Annotated in this window: 15 protein-coding genes; 8 read left to right on the top strand and 7 right to left on the bottom strand. The window is 56.8% G+C overall.

Annotated elements, in window-relative coordinates:
• Positions 1-125: 125 nt before the first annotated feature.
• The 3 genes from GYN08_RS18250 to nudC form a co-directional block, all read right to left on the bottom strand.
• Positions 126-1877, bottom strand: coding sequence for an S-layer homology domain-containing protein (locus GYN08_RS18250; RefSeq protein ID WP_166277247.1), 1752 nt, complete (start codon positions 1875-1877; stop codon positions 126-128).
• Positions 1878-2109: 232 nt separating this feature from the next.
• Positions 2110-3129, bottom strand: coding sequence for a cation diffusion facilitator family transporter (locus GYN08_RS18255; protein WP_166277250.1), 1020 nt, complete (start codon positions 3127-3129; stop codon positions 2110-2112).
• Positions 3130-3256: 127 nt separating this feature from the next.
• Entirely contained in the window at positions 3257-4147 is an 891-nt protein-coding gene (nudC, locus tag GYN08_RS18260; RefSeq protein WP_166277252.1) for an NAD(+) diphosphatase, read from the bottom strand.
• A 168-nt stretch (positions 4148-4315) separates the two neighbouring features.
• Between nudC and GYN08_RS18265 the strand changes: the two genes are divergently transcribed.
• Positions 4316-5407, top strand: a complete 1092-nt coding sequence (locus GYN08_RS18265; RefSeq protein ID WP_166277254.1) for a threonine aldolase family protein — start codon at positions 4316-4318, stop codon at positions 5405-5407.
• A 133-nt stretch (positions 5408-5540) separates the two neighbouring features.
• Complete coding sequence (locus GYN08_RS24095; protein WP_166277257.1) at positions 5541-6395, top strand: CPBP family intramembrane glutamic endopeptidase; 855 nt, start codon at positions 5541-5543, stop codon at positions 6393-6395.
• 96 nt (positions 6396-6491) lie between these two features.
• Here the strand turns inward: GYN08_RS24095 and GYN08_RS18275 are convergent, their stop codons facing one another.
• Positions 6492-7367, bottom strand: coding sequence for an aldose 1-epimerase family protein (locus GYN08_RS18275; RefSeq protein WP_166277260.1), 876 nt, complete (start codon positions 7365-7367; stop codon positions 6492-6494).
• A gap of 189 nt (positions 7368-7556) precedes the next feature.
• Here GYN08_RS18275 and msrA point away from each other — a divergent pair, with 189 nt between their 5' ends.
• The 3 genes from msrA to GYN08_RS18290 all read left to right on the top strand — a co-directional run bounded on the left by msrA (position 7557) and on the right by GYN08_RS18290 (position 9427).
• Positions 7557-8039 (top strand): peptide-methionine (S)-S-oxide reductase MsrA, encoded by a 483-nt coding sequence (gene msrA, locus GYN08_RS18280; protein WP_166277263.1) that lies wholly within the window; start codon positions 7557-7559, stop codon positions 8037-8039.
• Between the two features lie 56 nt (positions 8040-8095).
• The gene (locus tag GYN08_RS18285) at positions 8096-8857 is read left to right on the top strand and encodes a tetratricopeptide repeat protein (RefSeq protein WP_166277266.1); all 762 of its coding nucleotides are present in this window, start codon (positions 8096-8098) and stop codon (positions 8855-8857) included.
• A 69-nt stretch (positions 8858-8926) separates the two neighbouring features.
• Positions 8927-9427, top strand: a complete 501-nt coding sequence (locus GYN08_RS18290; protein WP_235946377.1) for a GNAT family N-acetyltransferase — start codon at positions 8927-8929, stop codon at positions 9425-9427.
• A gap of 95 nt (positions 9428-9522) precedes the next feature.
• On the opposite strand, the gene GYN08_RS18295 is transcribed toward GYN08_RS18290, so the two are convergent.
• Positions 9523-10626 (bottom strand): Gfo/Idh/MocA family protein, encoded by a 1104-nt coding sequence (locus tag GYN08_RS18295; RefSeq protein ID WP_166277269.1) that lies wholly within the window; start codon positions 10624-10626, stop codon positions 9523-9525.
• Positions 10627-10654: 28 nt separating this feature from the next.
• A complete protein-coding gene (locus GYN08_RS18300; protein ID WP_166277272.1) occupies positions 10655-11314 on the bottom strand; it encodes a ThuA domain-containing protein in 660 nt (219 codons plus the stop codon).
• 161 nt (positions 11315-11475) lie between these two features.
• Here GYN08_RS18300 and GYN08_RS18305 point away from each other — a divergent pair, with 161 nt between their 5' ends.
• The 3 genes from GYN08_RS18305 to GYN08_RS18315 all read left to right on the top strand — a co-directional run bounded on the left by GYN08_RS18305 (position 11476) and on the right by GYN08_RS18315 (position 15189).
• The gene (locus tag GYN08_RS18305; RefSeq protein ID WP_166277274.1) at positions 11476-12318 is read left to right on the top strand and encodes an AraC family transcriptional regulator; all 843 of its coding nucleotides are present in this window, start codon (positions 11476-11478) and stop codon (positions 12316-12318) included.
• 202 nt (positions 12319-12520) lie between these two features.
• The gene (locus GYN08_RS18310) at positions 12521-13786 is read left to right on the top strand and encodes a hypothetical protein (RefSeq protein WP_166277277.1); all 1266 of its coding nucleotides are present in this window, start codon (positions 12521-12523) and stop codon (positions 13784-13786) included.
• Positions 13787-13923: 137 nt separating this feature from the next.
• Entirely contained in the window at positions 13924-15189 is a 1266-nt protein-coding gene (locus tag GYN08_RS18315) for an outer membrane protein assembly factor BamB family protein (RefSeq protein ID WP_166277280.1), read from the top strand.
• Between the two features lie 194 nt (positions 15190-15383).
• On the opposite strand, the gene GYN08_RS18320 is transcribed toward GYN08_RS18315, so the two are convergent.
• Positions 15384-16097, bottom strand: a complete 714-nt coding sequence (locus GYN08_RS18320; RefSeq protein WP_166277283.1) for a hypothetical protein — start codon at positions 16095-16097, stop codon at positions 15384-15386.
• Positions 16098-16118: the final 21 nt, after the last annotated feature.

Genomic DNA, 16118 nt, shown 5'->3' on the forward strand with positions numbered 1-16118 from the left:
AAAATTCAGTTAATTAAAAAGACCTCAATCGTCGGTTAAAAGAGACTGAGGTCTTTTTTGATGAATTTTGTTAAAGCTCTTAAGTGTTATCGAGGGATATGCCTCTCGGGAAAAAGGCTTTTCGCTTAAGGAATAATAAGATCGGTATCAGGCTGAACGACCGTGACCTTAAAGGTAAAACTTGCTTCCCCGCCGTGCCCGTCTTTCGCTTTCACCGTAATGTTGGCTGCTCCGACGGCTGCGGGATTCAGATAAAGTTGGTCGTCGATATAGGCTTCGACAACGCCGGGCGCGTCCGAAAGAACGGTATAAGTCAGCTGTTCTTCATCCCAATCCATGAATGCGGAGGATAAACTCAGAGAAGTCGCGCCTTTGCCCAGCTCGAGAATTTGTTCCTGCGGAACCTCGTATACGGTCGGGATATGATTGTCGTATTTGAATTGTACGGTGAACGAGTCGTAAGTTTTGCCCGATAACGTCTTGATCGGCGCGCTGCCTTCCTTCGGAGCATAGACGACTTCGTAAGTGCCGCCCATAACCGGAGACCCCATCATCCAAAAGCTTATGCTTGTACCGTGAACGGCCATATGGTGGATGGATAGAGAGGATCCGGATCCTTCGTCAACCCGGGTAAATTTGAAATCTGCACTGGACGGAACGGATTCCGGGTCCAATTCTTCCGGGAAGAAAGCCCCCAGCATTCCCGGTGTAAAGAACGAGAAGGACGGCCCCGTGACCGCCTGCCGCAGTTCGATTCCTGTTACCGCCGCCGAGACATTGCCGCTGTTATCGACGGCATAAGCCTTATAGGCTCCCGGAGCCAAGTTCGCCGTGGACAGTTCGCTGTCCTCGTTCGCCGACACGACGGGAGCTTTGGCTGCGACCCCTTCGAGAACCAGCGTGTCGAGCGCGGAACGATCAGGAATTTCGGAAGCGGAAGGGACCAGGTACACCGTTCCCGTTTCGCTGCTGCGTACGACCACGGAATTTCCGACGGTAAAAGGTCCCGGCGAAATTAAGGTCAGGGTAGGGGCCTCGGTGTCGGCAATCGGCGTGACCGGTATGATGACGACAGGCGCATCGGGAATGGTCACGGGTGCCGAAGGCGCAGGAGCAGGGGATACGGGTACTGGCTGCTGCGTCACGGGTGCCGAAGGCGCAGGCAGTACGGGTGCCGGCTGCTGAGTCGCGGGAGCTTCCGGTTTAGGCGGCTGCGGTGCAGGGACTTCCGGTTTTTGCTGTTCCCCTGCCGTCTTGCCGAGTTCGGCGGTTTTGAGGAAGCGCTGCGTAACGAGGGCTACCTGCTGGCGCTCGGCGAGTCCGGTCGGAGCGAATTGGTTTCCCGGCATACTGCTCATGAGCTGTGCTTCTACCGCGTAACCGACGGCGTCTCTGGCATACTTCGAGATGGCATCCGCGTCCGCAAACTTCAGGTTCTCGCCTTTTCCTGCGGGATCTACACCGAGTGCACGGGTAAAGAGTACAGCCATGTCCTGTCGCGACAGACCTTGGCCGAATCCGAATTCGCCTCCGCCCGTCCCTTTGATAAGCTCCGCCGCCACAGCCGCTTCCACGAACTTGTACGAATAATGGGAAGCCGGCACATCCGAGAACGTCGGGGTGAGCGGAGCTGAATTCGTATCAAGGTTAAGCGCTTTGGCCAAAATAATCGCGAAGTCCTGACGGGTGATTTTTCCGGTGGGATTGAACTGTCCGCTGCCGACGCCGTTCAGGATTCCTGCTTCCACAAGCTGATTAATGGCATCTTTGGCATATGAATTCTGAATGTCGCGGAATTCGACGGCAGCCTGGGAAGGAGCCGCAAAGCCGGCCAGAAGCGGAAGCGTAAGAATGGAAGCCAAAATACTTTTTTTCATGAATGTGAGATCCCCTCTGCGTTAAGTATGAGACGGCCAATCGATAGAAATACAGCTACCAAACGATATATCGACCATTTTTCAGTAAAATTAAGATGAGCAAATTTTATTTTTCGAAGATGGGGAGGGGGAGTACGACAAAAAAGCTTCCGCCGCCGGACTGCGAACCTGTCGCAATTCCGGCCTACGGAAGCTTTTTGTCGGACCTCACCTGCTGTATTCTGTACTGTCGTTATCCCCGATCGATCTCCGCTTCCCTCCGGTGCCAGCTGACCTTCCCGTCGTCCTCCACGATAGCGACGGCGGCGTCCGCAATATCGGGCACGGTCACAAGGTGACGCTCGATCCGTTCCATGATATCGTCGGCTTCGCCGAGCGACAAGCCTTTGCGCAGCTCCACGACCGTATCGACGTGGTAGTAGCGGCCTTCCTGGATGATGCGCATTTCCCGGATGTCCACGACGTCGGCGTCGTTCAGCACGGCCGAAGAGACTTTATCCTCGACGTCCTGCGGCGCGGATACGCCGATCAGGCCGATCATGTTGTCGTAGCCGACCCGGAACGCGACGGCGATCATTAGGAAGCCGATCAGCGTCGTCACGAGTCCGTCTATCAGCGCGAAGTTTGTCAGCGCGATGACCACGACGGCCACCAGGGCGAAAAATGCGCCGAGCACGGCAACAATGTCTTCGTAGAACACGAGGCGGGTCGGAGGCGCTGCGCGTCCCACGTTTTTGAACGCGGCCGGCAGCAGGGCGAAGCCCGAAGCCTTAGGCGCCCGGGCTTCCTTCAAAATCTCCTTCATCGCCTTGATCAAGATCGCGCCGTCGATCAATATATTCAGCAGCAGGACGCCGACGTTGATCCACAGTCCGCTCGAAGCTTCCGCCGGATGCTGCAGCAGATGAATGCCCTCGTGGATCGTTTCGTACGCCATGATCGTCACGACGATGACCGCGATCATGCAGAAGATGTTGATGACCCGTCCGAAGCCGGTCGGGAAGCGCCGGCTTGGTCGCCGTTCGGACAGCACGCTGCCGGCGAAGACGAAGCCCTGGTTGACGGCGTCGGCGAGCGAGTGCATGGCGGAAGCGAACATGGCGCCGCTGCCGGTGAAGAAGGCGGCCGCGCCTTTGGCGGCGGCGAGCACCGCGTTGCCGGCCATGGCGACGGCGGAAGACGTATTCCCTTTTTTGATTAACGAGCCCAGTGATTCTTTCTGCTGAACCTCGGGCGAATGTGCTTGGGCCACGAACGACTCCTCCTTTGAATTAGGGGTGATGGGGTTGGGGAAGCTTTCTCGTCTATATGTACCCGAAAAAGGCGGTCCGCAACAAGCAGGCTGCCTTTTTCGGTTATTTTTATTCGTTCTTCTTCCTTCAGATGAAAGTATCGGGGTCGACGGTCTTGGGCGTGTCCGTCGGGCTGCCGTACTCTTCCGCGTACCAGTCGATGATCTTGCGCGCGATGCTGACTTTCGGCGGGATATTCGGCAGCTCGTCCGGTCCGAACCAGGCGGCGTGCGCGATCTCTTCGCCGTCCACCGCAATCTCGCCGCCCGCGTACTCCGCGACGAAGCCGATCATCAAGGAGTTGGGGAAAGGCCACTGCTGGCTGCCGAAGTAGCGGATCTCGCCCAGTTCGATGCCCACTTCCTCCATCGTCTCGCGCCGCACGCAGTCTTCCAGCGTCTCGCCCGGTTCGGCGAAGCCGGCGATCAGCCCGTACATATCGTTTTGAAAATGGGCCGCGTGCGCCAGCAAAATTTTGCCGTCTTTGAGAATCGCGGTAATGACGGCCGGCGACAGGCGCGGATATTGGCTCAGCCCGCAGTTCGGGCAGACCTTCGCGCGGTCGCGGTCGGCCAGCGTCAGCGTCGTGCCGCAGCGTCCGCAGAAGCGGTGCGTCGCATCCCAGTTCAACATCTGCAGCGCGCGCCCGGCCAGATGGAACAAGTCTTCGTCGAGGACTTCGTACAGCGAACGCAGCGGCAGAAAGGCCGTGCCGTCCGGCGGAACCGCGCCTTCGGGCGCTTCCGCGGCGTAGCAAGGAGCGCCGCCCAGCGTGCCGAGGTACAGCGAGCGGGAAGGTTCGAAGCCCAGCTCCGCCGCGTCGGCCGCCGAAGGAATCGCTTCGAGCCCGGAGCCTTCGTTCAGCAGCAGATTGGCGGTTCCGGCAAGGAAAACGAACCGGTAAGCGGGCAGGTCCGAAGGTTCGGCGCTCAAGGCGGGGATATAGCGGTCGTAGATGCTCGGTCTCGATTGAGGCATGGGAACAGAACCTTTCGGATTGGATTAGGGCCCGGCTTCGGCATGGCGCCGTCCGGGCGGCTCTTTCCTTATTATGAAACTTCTTGCGGAAAGAGTACAATAGCCGTATAAGAGCGGGCAAAAAGGACCCATCCCTGTTGTCCGTACGAAAAGGAGGCTGCATTCACCGTGAATCAACCGTTATCTCTGGCCGAGACGTTCGGCACGGCCCGCTATCGCACGACGGGCAACGGCCCCCGAAACGTGAGGGTGCTGCTGGAGGCGCTGCAGAATGTAGGCGGCGACACTCTCAGCGACATGTACGGCAAAGGCGAAACGATCGAGAAATTCGAGCGAAAACTGGCAGAGATGCTGGGCAAGGAATCCGGCGTCTTTTTCCCCAGCGGCACGATGGCCCAGCAGATCGCGCTGCGGATCTGGAGCGACCGCAAAAGCAGCAGGGTCGTCGCGTATCACCCGCTCTGCCATCTGGAGATTCACGAACAGGACGGACTGCGCGAGCTGCATTGTCTGGAGCCTGTTCTGCTGGCGGATGAGGATCGGCTGATTACTTTGGAAGACGTGCAGGGAATGCCGGAAAATGTCGCCTGCCTGCTGCTTGAGCTGCCCCAGCGCGAGATCGGCGGCCAACTGCCGGATTATGCGGAACTGGAAGCTATCTCGGCTTATTGCCGGGAAAAAGAAATAGCCCTGCATCTGGACGGCGCAAGGCTGTTCGAGATCCTGCCGTATTACGGGAAAACGGCGGAAGAGGTGTGTGCGCTGTTCGACAGCGTCTACGTCTCGTTCTATAAAGGCATAGGCGGAATCGCCGGCGCGATGCTGGCAGGCGATTCCGATCTGGCGGAGCAGGCGAAAATCTGGAAAAGACGCCACGGAGGCGATCTGATCAGCCTGTACCCGTACATCCTCAGCTCCGACTATTATCTTGATCTTCGCCTGCCGCAGATGGCCGGGTATTACGAGGAAGCGCGGGAGCTGGCGGCTCTGTATAACGGCTGCGCCGGTATCCGCACGCGGCCGGAAGTGCCGGTGTCGAACATGTTCCATCTGCACTTTGACGTATCGAAGCAGGAGGCCGAAGCGATTATTGCCGGCGTTCAAACCGAGACAGGCATCGGTCTGGTCGCTTATTTGAAGAAAACGGGTGAATCGTCCTGTTCGACAGAAATCAGTATCGGCGATCTTTACAAAACCGTGCCGAAGGATAAACTGCGTGAAGCGATCAGTCTGCTCGGAGAACGGTTGGCGCTTGCGTAATTTGACGAAGCGATGAATTGAAGACCGACAGGGTGTGAAGAAGACGCCAAAATGATGACCCTTTAAGGCAAACGAGGGGATTCGGGTACGGCAGGTGAAGATAGAAAGTAGAGACAGAGATTGGAGGTACAGCGTGCAACATTCGTTTTTGAAAAAACTAAAAGTATTTCCGCGTGCCGCGTTGGCCAAATACGGAGTCAGTTTTGCATTCGTAGGCACGGTTATCTTGATCAATCTTTTTCCTTCTTCAATTTTTTTGGCATGCTGCACTTTGTTTTGGATACTGCTCGGATGGAGAAGTTCTGAATTTCGATCGATAGCCTGGACGGCAGCAGCTTTCGTTTTGGGGTTTTTGGTATACTTTTCTACTGTGGAGCCGTTGACTGTCTGGTTAACCTTATTGGGATTTTCTCGTGAATTTGTTTTGATCGGAAGTAGGGGATTATTGGTTTTTTATCTGGCCTTCTTGTTTTTGGCAGCAGCACTTTCCGGTGAAAAGAAGCCTATCTTATATTGGAGAATTGGTGATTTTAGAGAAAGAATCGCATTTCCGTGGATTTGGAGAGGGTTCGATCATCCGCCGATCTGGTTTTTTATTTCCATCTTCTCGATAGTCACAAGCTTGATCTTCGTCTGCATTCGGATATTTGTCATTGAAATTCCGTTCGACTGGAAGCTGCTCGGGTTGGCTGTCGGCTTCGCTTTGGTGAATTCCGTGTTGGAAGAGATCATGTGGAGAGGACTTATTTTGAGCCGCTTCGTTCAAGGGATGGGGCAGGTTCATGCTCTAATTGTTACAAGTCTTGCGTTCGGCTTTTATCATTACGGACTGGGCATTTCACTTCTGACCTGTTTGGGGTTTGCTGTCGGAAGTATTTTCATGGCTGGATTGACTCTGCGTTCAAAAGGATTGATGCCAGTCATTATTTTTCATTTTGTGCTTAACTTTTGGATGGTTATGGGCGGGATGGTCGGCATGGAAAGGTAAGCTTCTCGAAAAAATACCGAAAAAACGCCGGATACGCTTTGGAGCGGAACGGCGTTTTTTCGGTAGTCATTGATTTCTTGATGACCACGTCTGTTTTTACTTTACTTCAATCACCAGCGCCGCCTCGAAATACTCGCCCGGCTCAAGTTCTACCGCCAGCTCTTTATCTTTCAGCTCGCCGTCGAATTTGTCCGCGTCCGCCAGTCCGTGCCACGGCTCGATGCAGACGAACGGCGCGTTTTTCGGCTGCCAGACGCCCATGTAGGGGAAGTTTTCATACGAGACCTTCACGCTGCGCGAGCTGCTGTCGCTTCGCAGCGTAACGCTGTCCGAGTTCACGTCGCGGAAAATCATGGCGCCTTCTTCGAACTGCTCCCGCTTCAGCGGCAGCACGGATCCTTTTTCCAACACGATCTCCGATTTGTTCGGGATTTGGATATTGCCGCCCGTTACATAGAAGCGCTCCAGCGTTTCTTCCTGCTCGAACTCCAGCCGGTAATCCTCGAAGTCGCCTTCGCCGCCGATTGGGCAGTTGAACGCGGGATGCGTGCCAAGTTGGAAGTAGATCGCTTTGTCGTCGTCGTTGTCTACCCGGTACTGGATGCGCAGGCTCGAGCCTTCCAGCGTGTAGGTGAGCGTAAGCGCGAATTTGTACGGATACATGGCCAGCGTTTCTTCATCGTACGACAGATGGAACACGGCGCGATGGCTTTCGGAATCGACGAGCCGGAACTCGCGGTTGCGCGCGAAGCCGTGGTTTTTGAGCTCGTACGTGCCTCCTTCCGCGCGCACTTTGCCGTCGTACACCGATCCCACGATCGGGAACAGCACCGGCGAACGCCCTGTCCAGAACGCTGCGTCGCCGCTCCAGACGTATTCGATTCCGGTGTCTTTGCGTTTGAAGCTGATCATTTCCGCGCCGAGCGGCTTGATCTCGACAGTTGCGGTTTCGCTGCTTAGGATTGCGTTCATGGTTGGTCCCTCCGGGTGAATGGATTATGGAGCGTTAACTGCTTACAGTGTAGCAAAAAAAGCCTCCGCATAAAAACGCCTTCGCCTTCCAGGGGGCGGGCAGTCGAGGCGAGAGTTGGCTATAATAGAAAAAAGCACGCTGCAGGGACCGGTTCTTTTCAGAATATATACCGAAAGGAGTGTTCCGCCATGCACCAAGACCGTCAGATCCGAGAGAAGCTCACCTTTGCCATGGGCTGCTTCTGGGGACCGGAAGACCGGTTTGCCAAGCTGCCCGGCGTTACCGCGACCAGAGTCGGCTATTCGGGCGGCGAAGCGCCTGCTCCTACTCATCGCCGCCTTGAAGGCCATTCCGAAACGGTCGAAGTGGAGTTCGATCCCCAAGTCGTTTCGCTGGAGAAGCTGCTCGAAAAGTTCTGGAGCATGCATAATCCGGCGGCGATCGAAGGCTATAAGCCGGACGATTCGCGCTACCGCTCGCTGCTGTTCTATCGGGACGAGCTGCAGCGGGAGACGATGGAGCGGGTGCAGGACGAGCTCGCCGATCAAGGCCGACACAGCGAAGCGACCGCGCTGCGTCCTCTCGGCTCTTTTTATCCGGCGGAAGAAAAGCATCAACGGTACGAGGAGAAAAAGCGAAAACGAAACGGTACGACCGAAATTCACTCGTAAACGTCCCGCTGCTTTCTGATTTCAGGTACAATCGTGGCATAGGGGAGGGGATCCGCATGAACCATTTCGACAAAGGCATCGAGTGCTACAACCGGAAAGATTTTCGGAATGCCGATTTTTACTTCAAAAAAGCGCTGGTGGAAAAAGGGATGGATGCCGAGACTCTCGATTACCTCGGACGCTGCCGGCTGATGCTGGGCGACTCGCGCGGCGCGCTGGAGCTTTTCGATCAAACGATGAAAATGCGGCCGATCTGGGAAAAGCCGTATGCGGGCAAAGCGAGAATCTATGCGAACCGCGGCAAAAACGAGGAAGCCGAAGCGATGGCGCGGCGAGCGCTTATGCTGAACCCGGAGTCCGCAGACGGCTGGTCGGCGCTGGCTTACGTATGCGAACGGACGATGCGTCTTAAGGAAGCCAAGTCCTGTTATTTGCGTGCGCTTGAACTGGATCCGCTGCTTGAAGAGGCGCATGTTCATCTGGCCGTCGTCTACTACCAGCTGTGGGAACCTTATTCGAAATGTCTGGAGCGGCTTGATCGTGCGCTGGACATCAATCCGCATTCCAAAGACGCTTTGTTCAACAAAGGACTGATCTATAAAGATTTGCGCCGTTACGGCGCGAGCAAGGCCGCGTTCGAAAAGCTGCTCGCGATTGATCCGGAAGATCGAGAAGCTAACCTGGAACTTTCGGAACTGTACAAAAGGGATCGTCAATACGAGAAAGCGCAGCAGTGCCTTGCCCGGGCGAGCGATCGCAAATCGTACGACGGACGCGTGGGCTCAAGATCTCCGGATCGTGGGAAGACCGACCGGTAAATTCCGGCGGCATAAAAACAAAGCGGGACGACGGACAGTTCGTCCCTGTTTCCATAGGAGGTGCATTTGATGAGGGAACAGGCAAAAGGAATGGACAGGGAGCAGCAGGAGCAGGGCGCGGACCACATCAAAGTACGCCAAATCGCATTTGGCGAAGCCGAATACAAGTCGGCGTTGAAGCTTCGAGACGAGGTGCTGCGGCGTCCGCTCGGACTAAATATCGCGGACGATGACTTGTCGGGCGACGCCTCCGCCCTGCATATCGGAGCCTTTATCGAATTTGGAGCCGGAGAGCGGCTGGTCGGTACAGTGCTGCTGCGAATCAAGGATGAACGGACGCTGCAGATGAAGCAGGTAGCGGTGGACGAATCGCTGCGCGGCATAGGGGTCGGGCAGGAGATGGTGAAGTTCGCCGAAGCGCTGGCCGCGGCAAAAGGATACGGAGAGATCGTGCTGAATGCCCGCGAGGTGGCCGTGCCTTTTTACGACAAGCTGGATTACATCCGCGAAGGCGAACGCTTCGAAGAGATCGGCATTCCGCATTACGTCATGCGCAAAAAGCTGGACTGAACGCGGAATAGGAATCAAAACAAAACAAAAGAACCTGAACGACCGGCAGGAGAAAGCGCCGGCTGTTCAGGTTTTTTGCTGCATACCGCTTGAGGCTACTCGACGTATCCTTTTACCAAGCCGGTGGCAAGCGGCTGCGGCTGTTCGCAGGTCGTTTTCAGTTCGGCATAAACGCCGCTGTCGGAGCTGGTATGGAACGCGTGCATGATTTCCAGCACGTGATTCGCCAGTTCGCCGTTTGCGCGCGGCGTTCCGCCGTTTACGATACAGTGCGCCATATCGGCAACGCCGAGACCCCGGCTGTTCTCGGCGTACTGGTGCACGGTCGGAATCTCTTTGAACTCGGCCGCTCCCGCGGGACGCAGCAGGATCGGACCGCCAAAGTTGTTGGGATCGGGCACGAGCAGCGTACCCAGCGTGCCGTAGATTTCAATGTAGGGAAGATTGCTGCTCCAGACGTCGAAGCTGGTGATCATCGTGGCGACGGCACCGCTTTGGAAACGCAGCGTACCCGCGATATGGGTTGGCACTTCGACGTCGATTTTCTCGCCGAACAGAGGCTGACTCGTGATCGTGCGCTGTTCGAACGATTTGGACGTCATGCCGGCCACCGTCTGCGCCGGGCCGAGCAGCGAGACGAGTGCGGTCAGGTAATACGGGCCCATATCGAACATAGGACCGCCGCCGGCCTGGTAATAGAACGCCGGGTTGGGGTGCCAATTCTCATGGCCGTGGCCCAGCATGAACGAGGTCGCCGCGACCGGCTGGCCGATATAGCCGTCGTCGATCAGTTTGCGGCATGTTTGCAGACCCGCGCCGAGGAACGTATCCGGCGCGCCGCCGAGCAGCAGTCCTTTTGCGCGGGCCAGCTCCGCCAGTTCGCCGCCCTGTTCCGGCGACAGGGACAGAGGCTTCTCCACGTAGACATGCTTGCCGTGTTCCAGCGCCAGCCGGCAGATCCGGAAATGATCGCCCGGCGTGGTGAGATTGAGCACCAGCTCGATATCGGGACTTTCCAGAATTTCTTCGGCCGTCCAACAGTTCGGCACGCCGTACTGCTCCGCGGCGGCCTGCATCCGCTCTTCGCTGATATCGGACACCGCGAACACTTCGGTATCGGCGAAAGTCCGGGTCAGATTCTCCAAATAAATGCCGCTGATATTGCCGCAGCCGATGATGCCGATCTTTACTTTTCGCATAAGGATTCCGCCTTTCGTCTGCAAGTCATCAGCGTGCCGCCCACAGCATGCCGCGGCGCATCAGTTCTTTCGCTTCCGGAATGTCGAAGATATTCGCCTGGTGGCCGAGAGAGTTGTAGAACACTTTGCCCGCGCCCCAGCGCTTGGTATACACGACAGGCATGACGATTTCGCCGTTGGCGGAATGCGGGCCTTCGCTGATGCGGAACGTCGTCGTGGCGAGCACGTCCACCGCGGGGTCGACATGCAGGTAATACTGCTCCGACTTGACCGTGAAATCCGGAATGCCTTCGACGAGCGGACTGGAAGAAGGGCGCACCATACGCACGTCATACTCCACGCCGTCATTGAATGGGTGGGCCACCCACTGCGAACCGGTCAAAAATTGCCATTCGACGCTGCTGCGGAACGAATCGCACATCCCGCCGTGGCAGCCCGCCATGCCGACGCCGGACTCCACGGCCTTCAGCACCGGCTGCAGCTGTTCGTCAGCGATCTCGCCCATCGTCCAGACGGGCACGATCAGATCGAGCTTCAGCAGGCGTTCTTCGTCCAGAAAAGCGTCCAACGTATAGGATATTTCCGCTTCGAATCCTTCCTCGCGGAGCACCTCCGCAAAAAGGTCGGCGACTTCTTTCGGCTGATGGCCGTCCCATCCTCCGCTGACGATCAGGGCTTGTTTGCTCATTCGATTTCTCTCCCATTCTGTTAGGTCGATTGTTCGGCGTTCTGCGCCGTTACAGCCACATTGTAAAGGAAGCCCTTTCATAAAGCGCGCCATTTTGGTTGTGAATATGGACAATTTTTGCTAATCTACAGCTGTCGCGGCACAAGAACGGAGGGATCGGAATGAGAGCTTTTCACGAAAAACGCATCTATAACAGCGGCCTGCCGGTACAGATATCGAAAGTCCGCAGCATGAATTTCCTGGCGCATTGGCATCATGATCTGGAGTTTGTGTACGTGACCGAAGGCTCCTTGCAGGTCGGAATCAACTCGGAAACGCGGACGCTGAAGGCGGGGGAATTCGCTTTTTGCGGCAGCGGAGACATTCATTATTACGATAGCGGGAAGACCGAGTCGGAGATTCTGCTGGTCGTGTTCAATCCGCGGCTGATCGGAAGTCCGGCAGGCTGGCCGGAAGAGCGGGGAACGCGGTCGCCGTTTATTCCTTACCGCGGTTCGGGCACGCCTTCTTCGCTGGAGAGAGAGACGCTGGGCGAACTTGCGGAAGTCTTTGAACGGATCGAGAAAGAGGGGGAAGGGCGCAGGGAGCAGTCGGAGACCGTCATGATCGGGCTGCTGCACATGCTGTGCGGATTGGCGCTTCGCTGCGCCTCTCCGGCAGAAGCGGAGCCGAGGCGCAGCATGCGTTCCGTGTCCCATTTGAAAACGATGCAGGAACTGCTGGAGTATCTCGAACAGCACTGCGCGCTGCCGCTGACGCTGCAGGACGGGGCGAATCGGGCACGTATGAGCGTATTTCATTTTTCGCGATTTTTCAAAAACGTCACGGGCATGAACTACAATACCTACCTCAACGAACTGCGGGTACGGCGCGCGGAAGAGCTGATCGTCGGCACGGATAACAGGCTGCTGGACATCGCGCTGGACTGCGGTTTCGGCAACGTGCGCACATTCAACCGGGTATTCCGTCAGCTGCGGGGATGCACGCCGTCGGAGCTGCGGTAGAGAGAGGGATAAGCTTCGGCAAAAGAACGCCGCTTCCGCCGGGAAGAGGCGTTCTTTTTGGCGTTCATAAAAAATTTAAAGAAATATTCATTTTTTTAGAACAGTTGTGCGACGAAAATCGTCTTTATCTAAGAACCCTTGATCCGTGCCGCAAAAAACGGCCGCGGACAAAAGGAATCCTAAACTCAGGGAGGAATACAGCATGAAAAAGTCTATTAAACCCGCAATGCTCGGCATGGCGATCGCGCTGGGAATTACCGGAGCAAGCACGGCAAGCGCGGGAGTCGCGGCAGCCGCGGCTCCGACGAACGCGTTGGCCGATCCGGATTGGACCTACGAGGTGCCGGCCGGACAGGATATCGAAAGCCTGTTCAACCGGGCGACGCCGAGCGGGAGCAATGTCTACTTCCGGACGGAAAAGGGCGCAAGTTCGTTCGTGGTACAAGCCTTCGATCGGAAAAACGGAGACCGAAAGAATTGGACGTACGATCTCAGAGGCAATGTGCAGAACTTCATCAGCGGTTCTTTGGTGTATGCGCCGAACGGCGACGTCTACTTCCTGAGCAAAAAAGCGGAAGACAAAAGCTATACGATCCGTGCCGTGAACGCGCAGGGCAAGTTGAAATGGACCGTCCCGGTCAAAGTTGACGTAGGCGGAGATTTGAGCGTGCTGCCGAACGGCGATATCGTGCTGACCAACTCCGTAGAGGCGACGAAGAAAGCCAAAGGCTATACGACTTTCCAGACATTCAGTAACGACGGCAAGCTGAAAAGCGAGAAAAAAACAACGAATTCCGGAATTTTCAAAATGCTGGACAACGGCAAAGTGCTGAGAAACGGCGGAGATAAGGTACAGGTGTACTCGGGCGTCAATGCGTTGTCGAAGCCGATCCTGACCTACAAATTACCCGAATACGGTTTCCTTTCCATCGACTTTAGCACCATGAATTCGGCTTACGCCGTATACCCGCTGAGCGGCGGAGGAACGCTGCTGGAATTTTATGAACAAAAAATCGAGGAAGTGAAAGGCGGCGGCGTGGTCGAAAACGATCCGTCTACCCTCGACATGAAACGTACCCTGGTCGGGTTCGACGCAAAAGGTAAACAAACGTTCGAGCGCTCCCTGGCGAAAGACGAAAAGGCTTTGGCGGTAGGCAGCGGATTCGTCCTGCAAAAAGGCCAAACGTTGGAAGCGTACGATCTCAACAACAAACGTACGGGAGCGGCGACGCTCGAGGGAGAAAATCTGCGGGTGATGGCCGCGCCGAGCGGAGAAGTCACCGTAAGCAGCAAAAAAGACGGTAAATTCTACGCGCTCGACGCCAAAACGCTTAAAGCGAACTACGAAGTCGACATGAACGCCGGCGCGGAACGCGACAAAGGCTATTCCTTCTATTATGCCGGAAAAGGCGAACTCTACACGCTGGAGGCCGGGGAAAAAACGGTGTCGAAATACACGCTGAAATAAAATTTTGAGATTAATTCCCTTTTTTGCGAACTCCTTTCGAAGCTTGATCGTCCCTTTTACAGAATGCGCGGAAGGAACGCGGCGTGCGGCGCCGCTTCCGAACCGCGTATAACCTACACTTTCGGGAGGAGTGACAAATGAAATTTCGATTCAAACCTTTGATGCTCGGTATGGCGATGGCGGTAGGCGTAGGCGCAAGCTTGAACGGGGGCAGCGCGGTCGCGGCTTCGGTACAGGCGGATAAGCTGCCGACCGCCGACTGGACGTACGACGTTCCGGCCGGCAACGACCTGGGATGGGTCTTCGACTCCGGCAATGCGACCAAAGACTGCTTGTACTTCACGCTGTTTACGCCGGAAGGCGGCAGCACGCAGGTTCAATCGTTCGACCGCAAAGACGGCAGCAAGAATTGGATCCACAACATCAAAGGCGAAGCGCAAAGCATCAGCATGTTCGGGCAGCCGATGATTTCTCCCGTCAGCGGAGACGTGTATTACGCAGCCAAAAAAGACAACGAAAAATCGTATAAGCTGTATGCGGTAAGCGCGCAGGGCAAACTGAAATGGAGCAAACCGGTCGACGTCGAATTCATCGGCGCGCTGCAAATCCAGCCTAACGAAGATATCATGCTGACCACAGGGTCGCTGGATTACAAAACGACGACCGTATACAACTTCTCCAAAGACGGCAAGTTGAAGAAAAAAAGCACGGTGAGCGGAAGCAAAAACCTGGCGGTTCTGCCGAACGGTCAAGTCGCGAATACGATAGGCCAAAAGTTGGAACTGTATCCGAGCATCAACGACCTGAGCAAGCCGGCTTTCTCGTATTCGCTGCCGAAGCAAACGACCGTGGCGACCGAGTTCAGATCTTGGGACAAAGCTTCGAGACCTGCCATTTATTCGTTCAACGGAGGCAAACTCGTCGGGTTGGAGTGGAACGAGCAAGTCAAAGAGCAAGGCCCCGGCGCCAAGGAGCTCGACCCGGCCGACGTCAAGAGATCGACCACGTTCGTCTTTTTCGACAGTAAAGGCAAAAAAGGGTGGGAACGCAAGCTTCCGAAAGGCGCCGTGGCGATTCCGGCAGGCGAAAACCTGTTGGTCAAAAACGGCCTGAAGCTGGAACTTTACGGCCCGGACAATAAGCTCAAAAAGAGCAAAACGTTCGAAGCCAAAGACTTCCTCCTGAACAAAGCTCCGAACGGGGAAATCGTGATGTCCGCCGAGGCAGGCGGCGACTTTTACGCGCTGAACGCCAAAGACCTGAGCGTAAACCATCATATCTCGCTGGAACCTTCGGCCGACGGGAAAAAGAAATACGGATTCCTGTACGCGGGAGAAGGAAAGCTGTACATCCACGATGCGGAAGCCGACGGCAGCAGCGTGTCCGCGTATACGCTGAAATAACGGATCGGATAGGGAAGGCGTCGGATTCATGCCGCGGAATCGTTCTTGCGATACCGCTTCGCAAGGTTAAACATTACCGGAATGCAAAACGGATGGCTGCCAAAAAAACGCTTCGGCTTAAGCCGAAGCGTTTTTTCCGTAGAAGCAGGCCGGCGGCGAACACGAGCGGGCATTTACTCGGAGCTTGTGAACGATTAAAAAATAGCGTAGTACGAATCCGCCAGGTCCATGAGCGCGTCCGACGAAGGGCATTCGATCGCGGCGGCGATGCCGAGCTGCCGCAGCATGTCGTCCGGCCGCGACGAGCCGCCGGACCCGCTGCCCGCGCCGACGGACGAGGCCGGCGCTTTTTTGCGTTCGGCGACCATCGCCGCCGCGCCGCGCGCCGCGCGCAGCACCGCCTCCGGCGCGCAGCGGACCGGCCGGTGCGGCGCACAGCCGCCGGAAGCGTCCCGGCCCGCGGATGCCGGGCCGGAGCGGGCAGCCGGGCGGCGCCCCGACGCCCGGGCGACGATGCCGCCCAGCAGGCCGGCCGCGCCGAGGCCGAGCAGCAGCCGCGCGCCGGCCCGGCGCGCTTCCAGCGCGGCCAGCAGGTCGGCCAGCGCGCCGCGAAGCAGCGCGTACTGCGCCGGGTGCCGCTCGCGCGCGCCCCAGCGGTCGGCCGAGACGGCGGCCGACGCTTCTTCCGGCGTCAGGCCGCGCAGCCGGCCGAAGCAGACGCTCCAGCGTACCGGATCGACCGGGGCGAAGCCTTCGGAGATCAGGCAGACGCCGAATCCGGCGGCGGTCCCGCACGACAGCTTCAGCAGGCCGTATCGGCGAACGGCGCGGCGCGGTTCATGTTCCCGCGCTTCGGTCACGGCGTCAAACGCAAACAGTTCAATCCCGGATAACCTTCCTTCGCTCATCCTGCTTGTTCTCCTCCTTGA

It is taken from the genome of Saccharibacillus alkalitolerans, assembly GCF_011090185.1.
GTDB lineage: Bacteria > Bacillota > Bacilli > Paenibacillales > Paenibacillaceae > Saccharibacillus > Saccharibacillus alkalitolerans.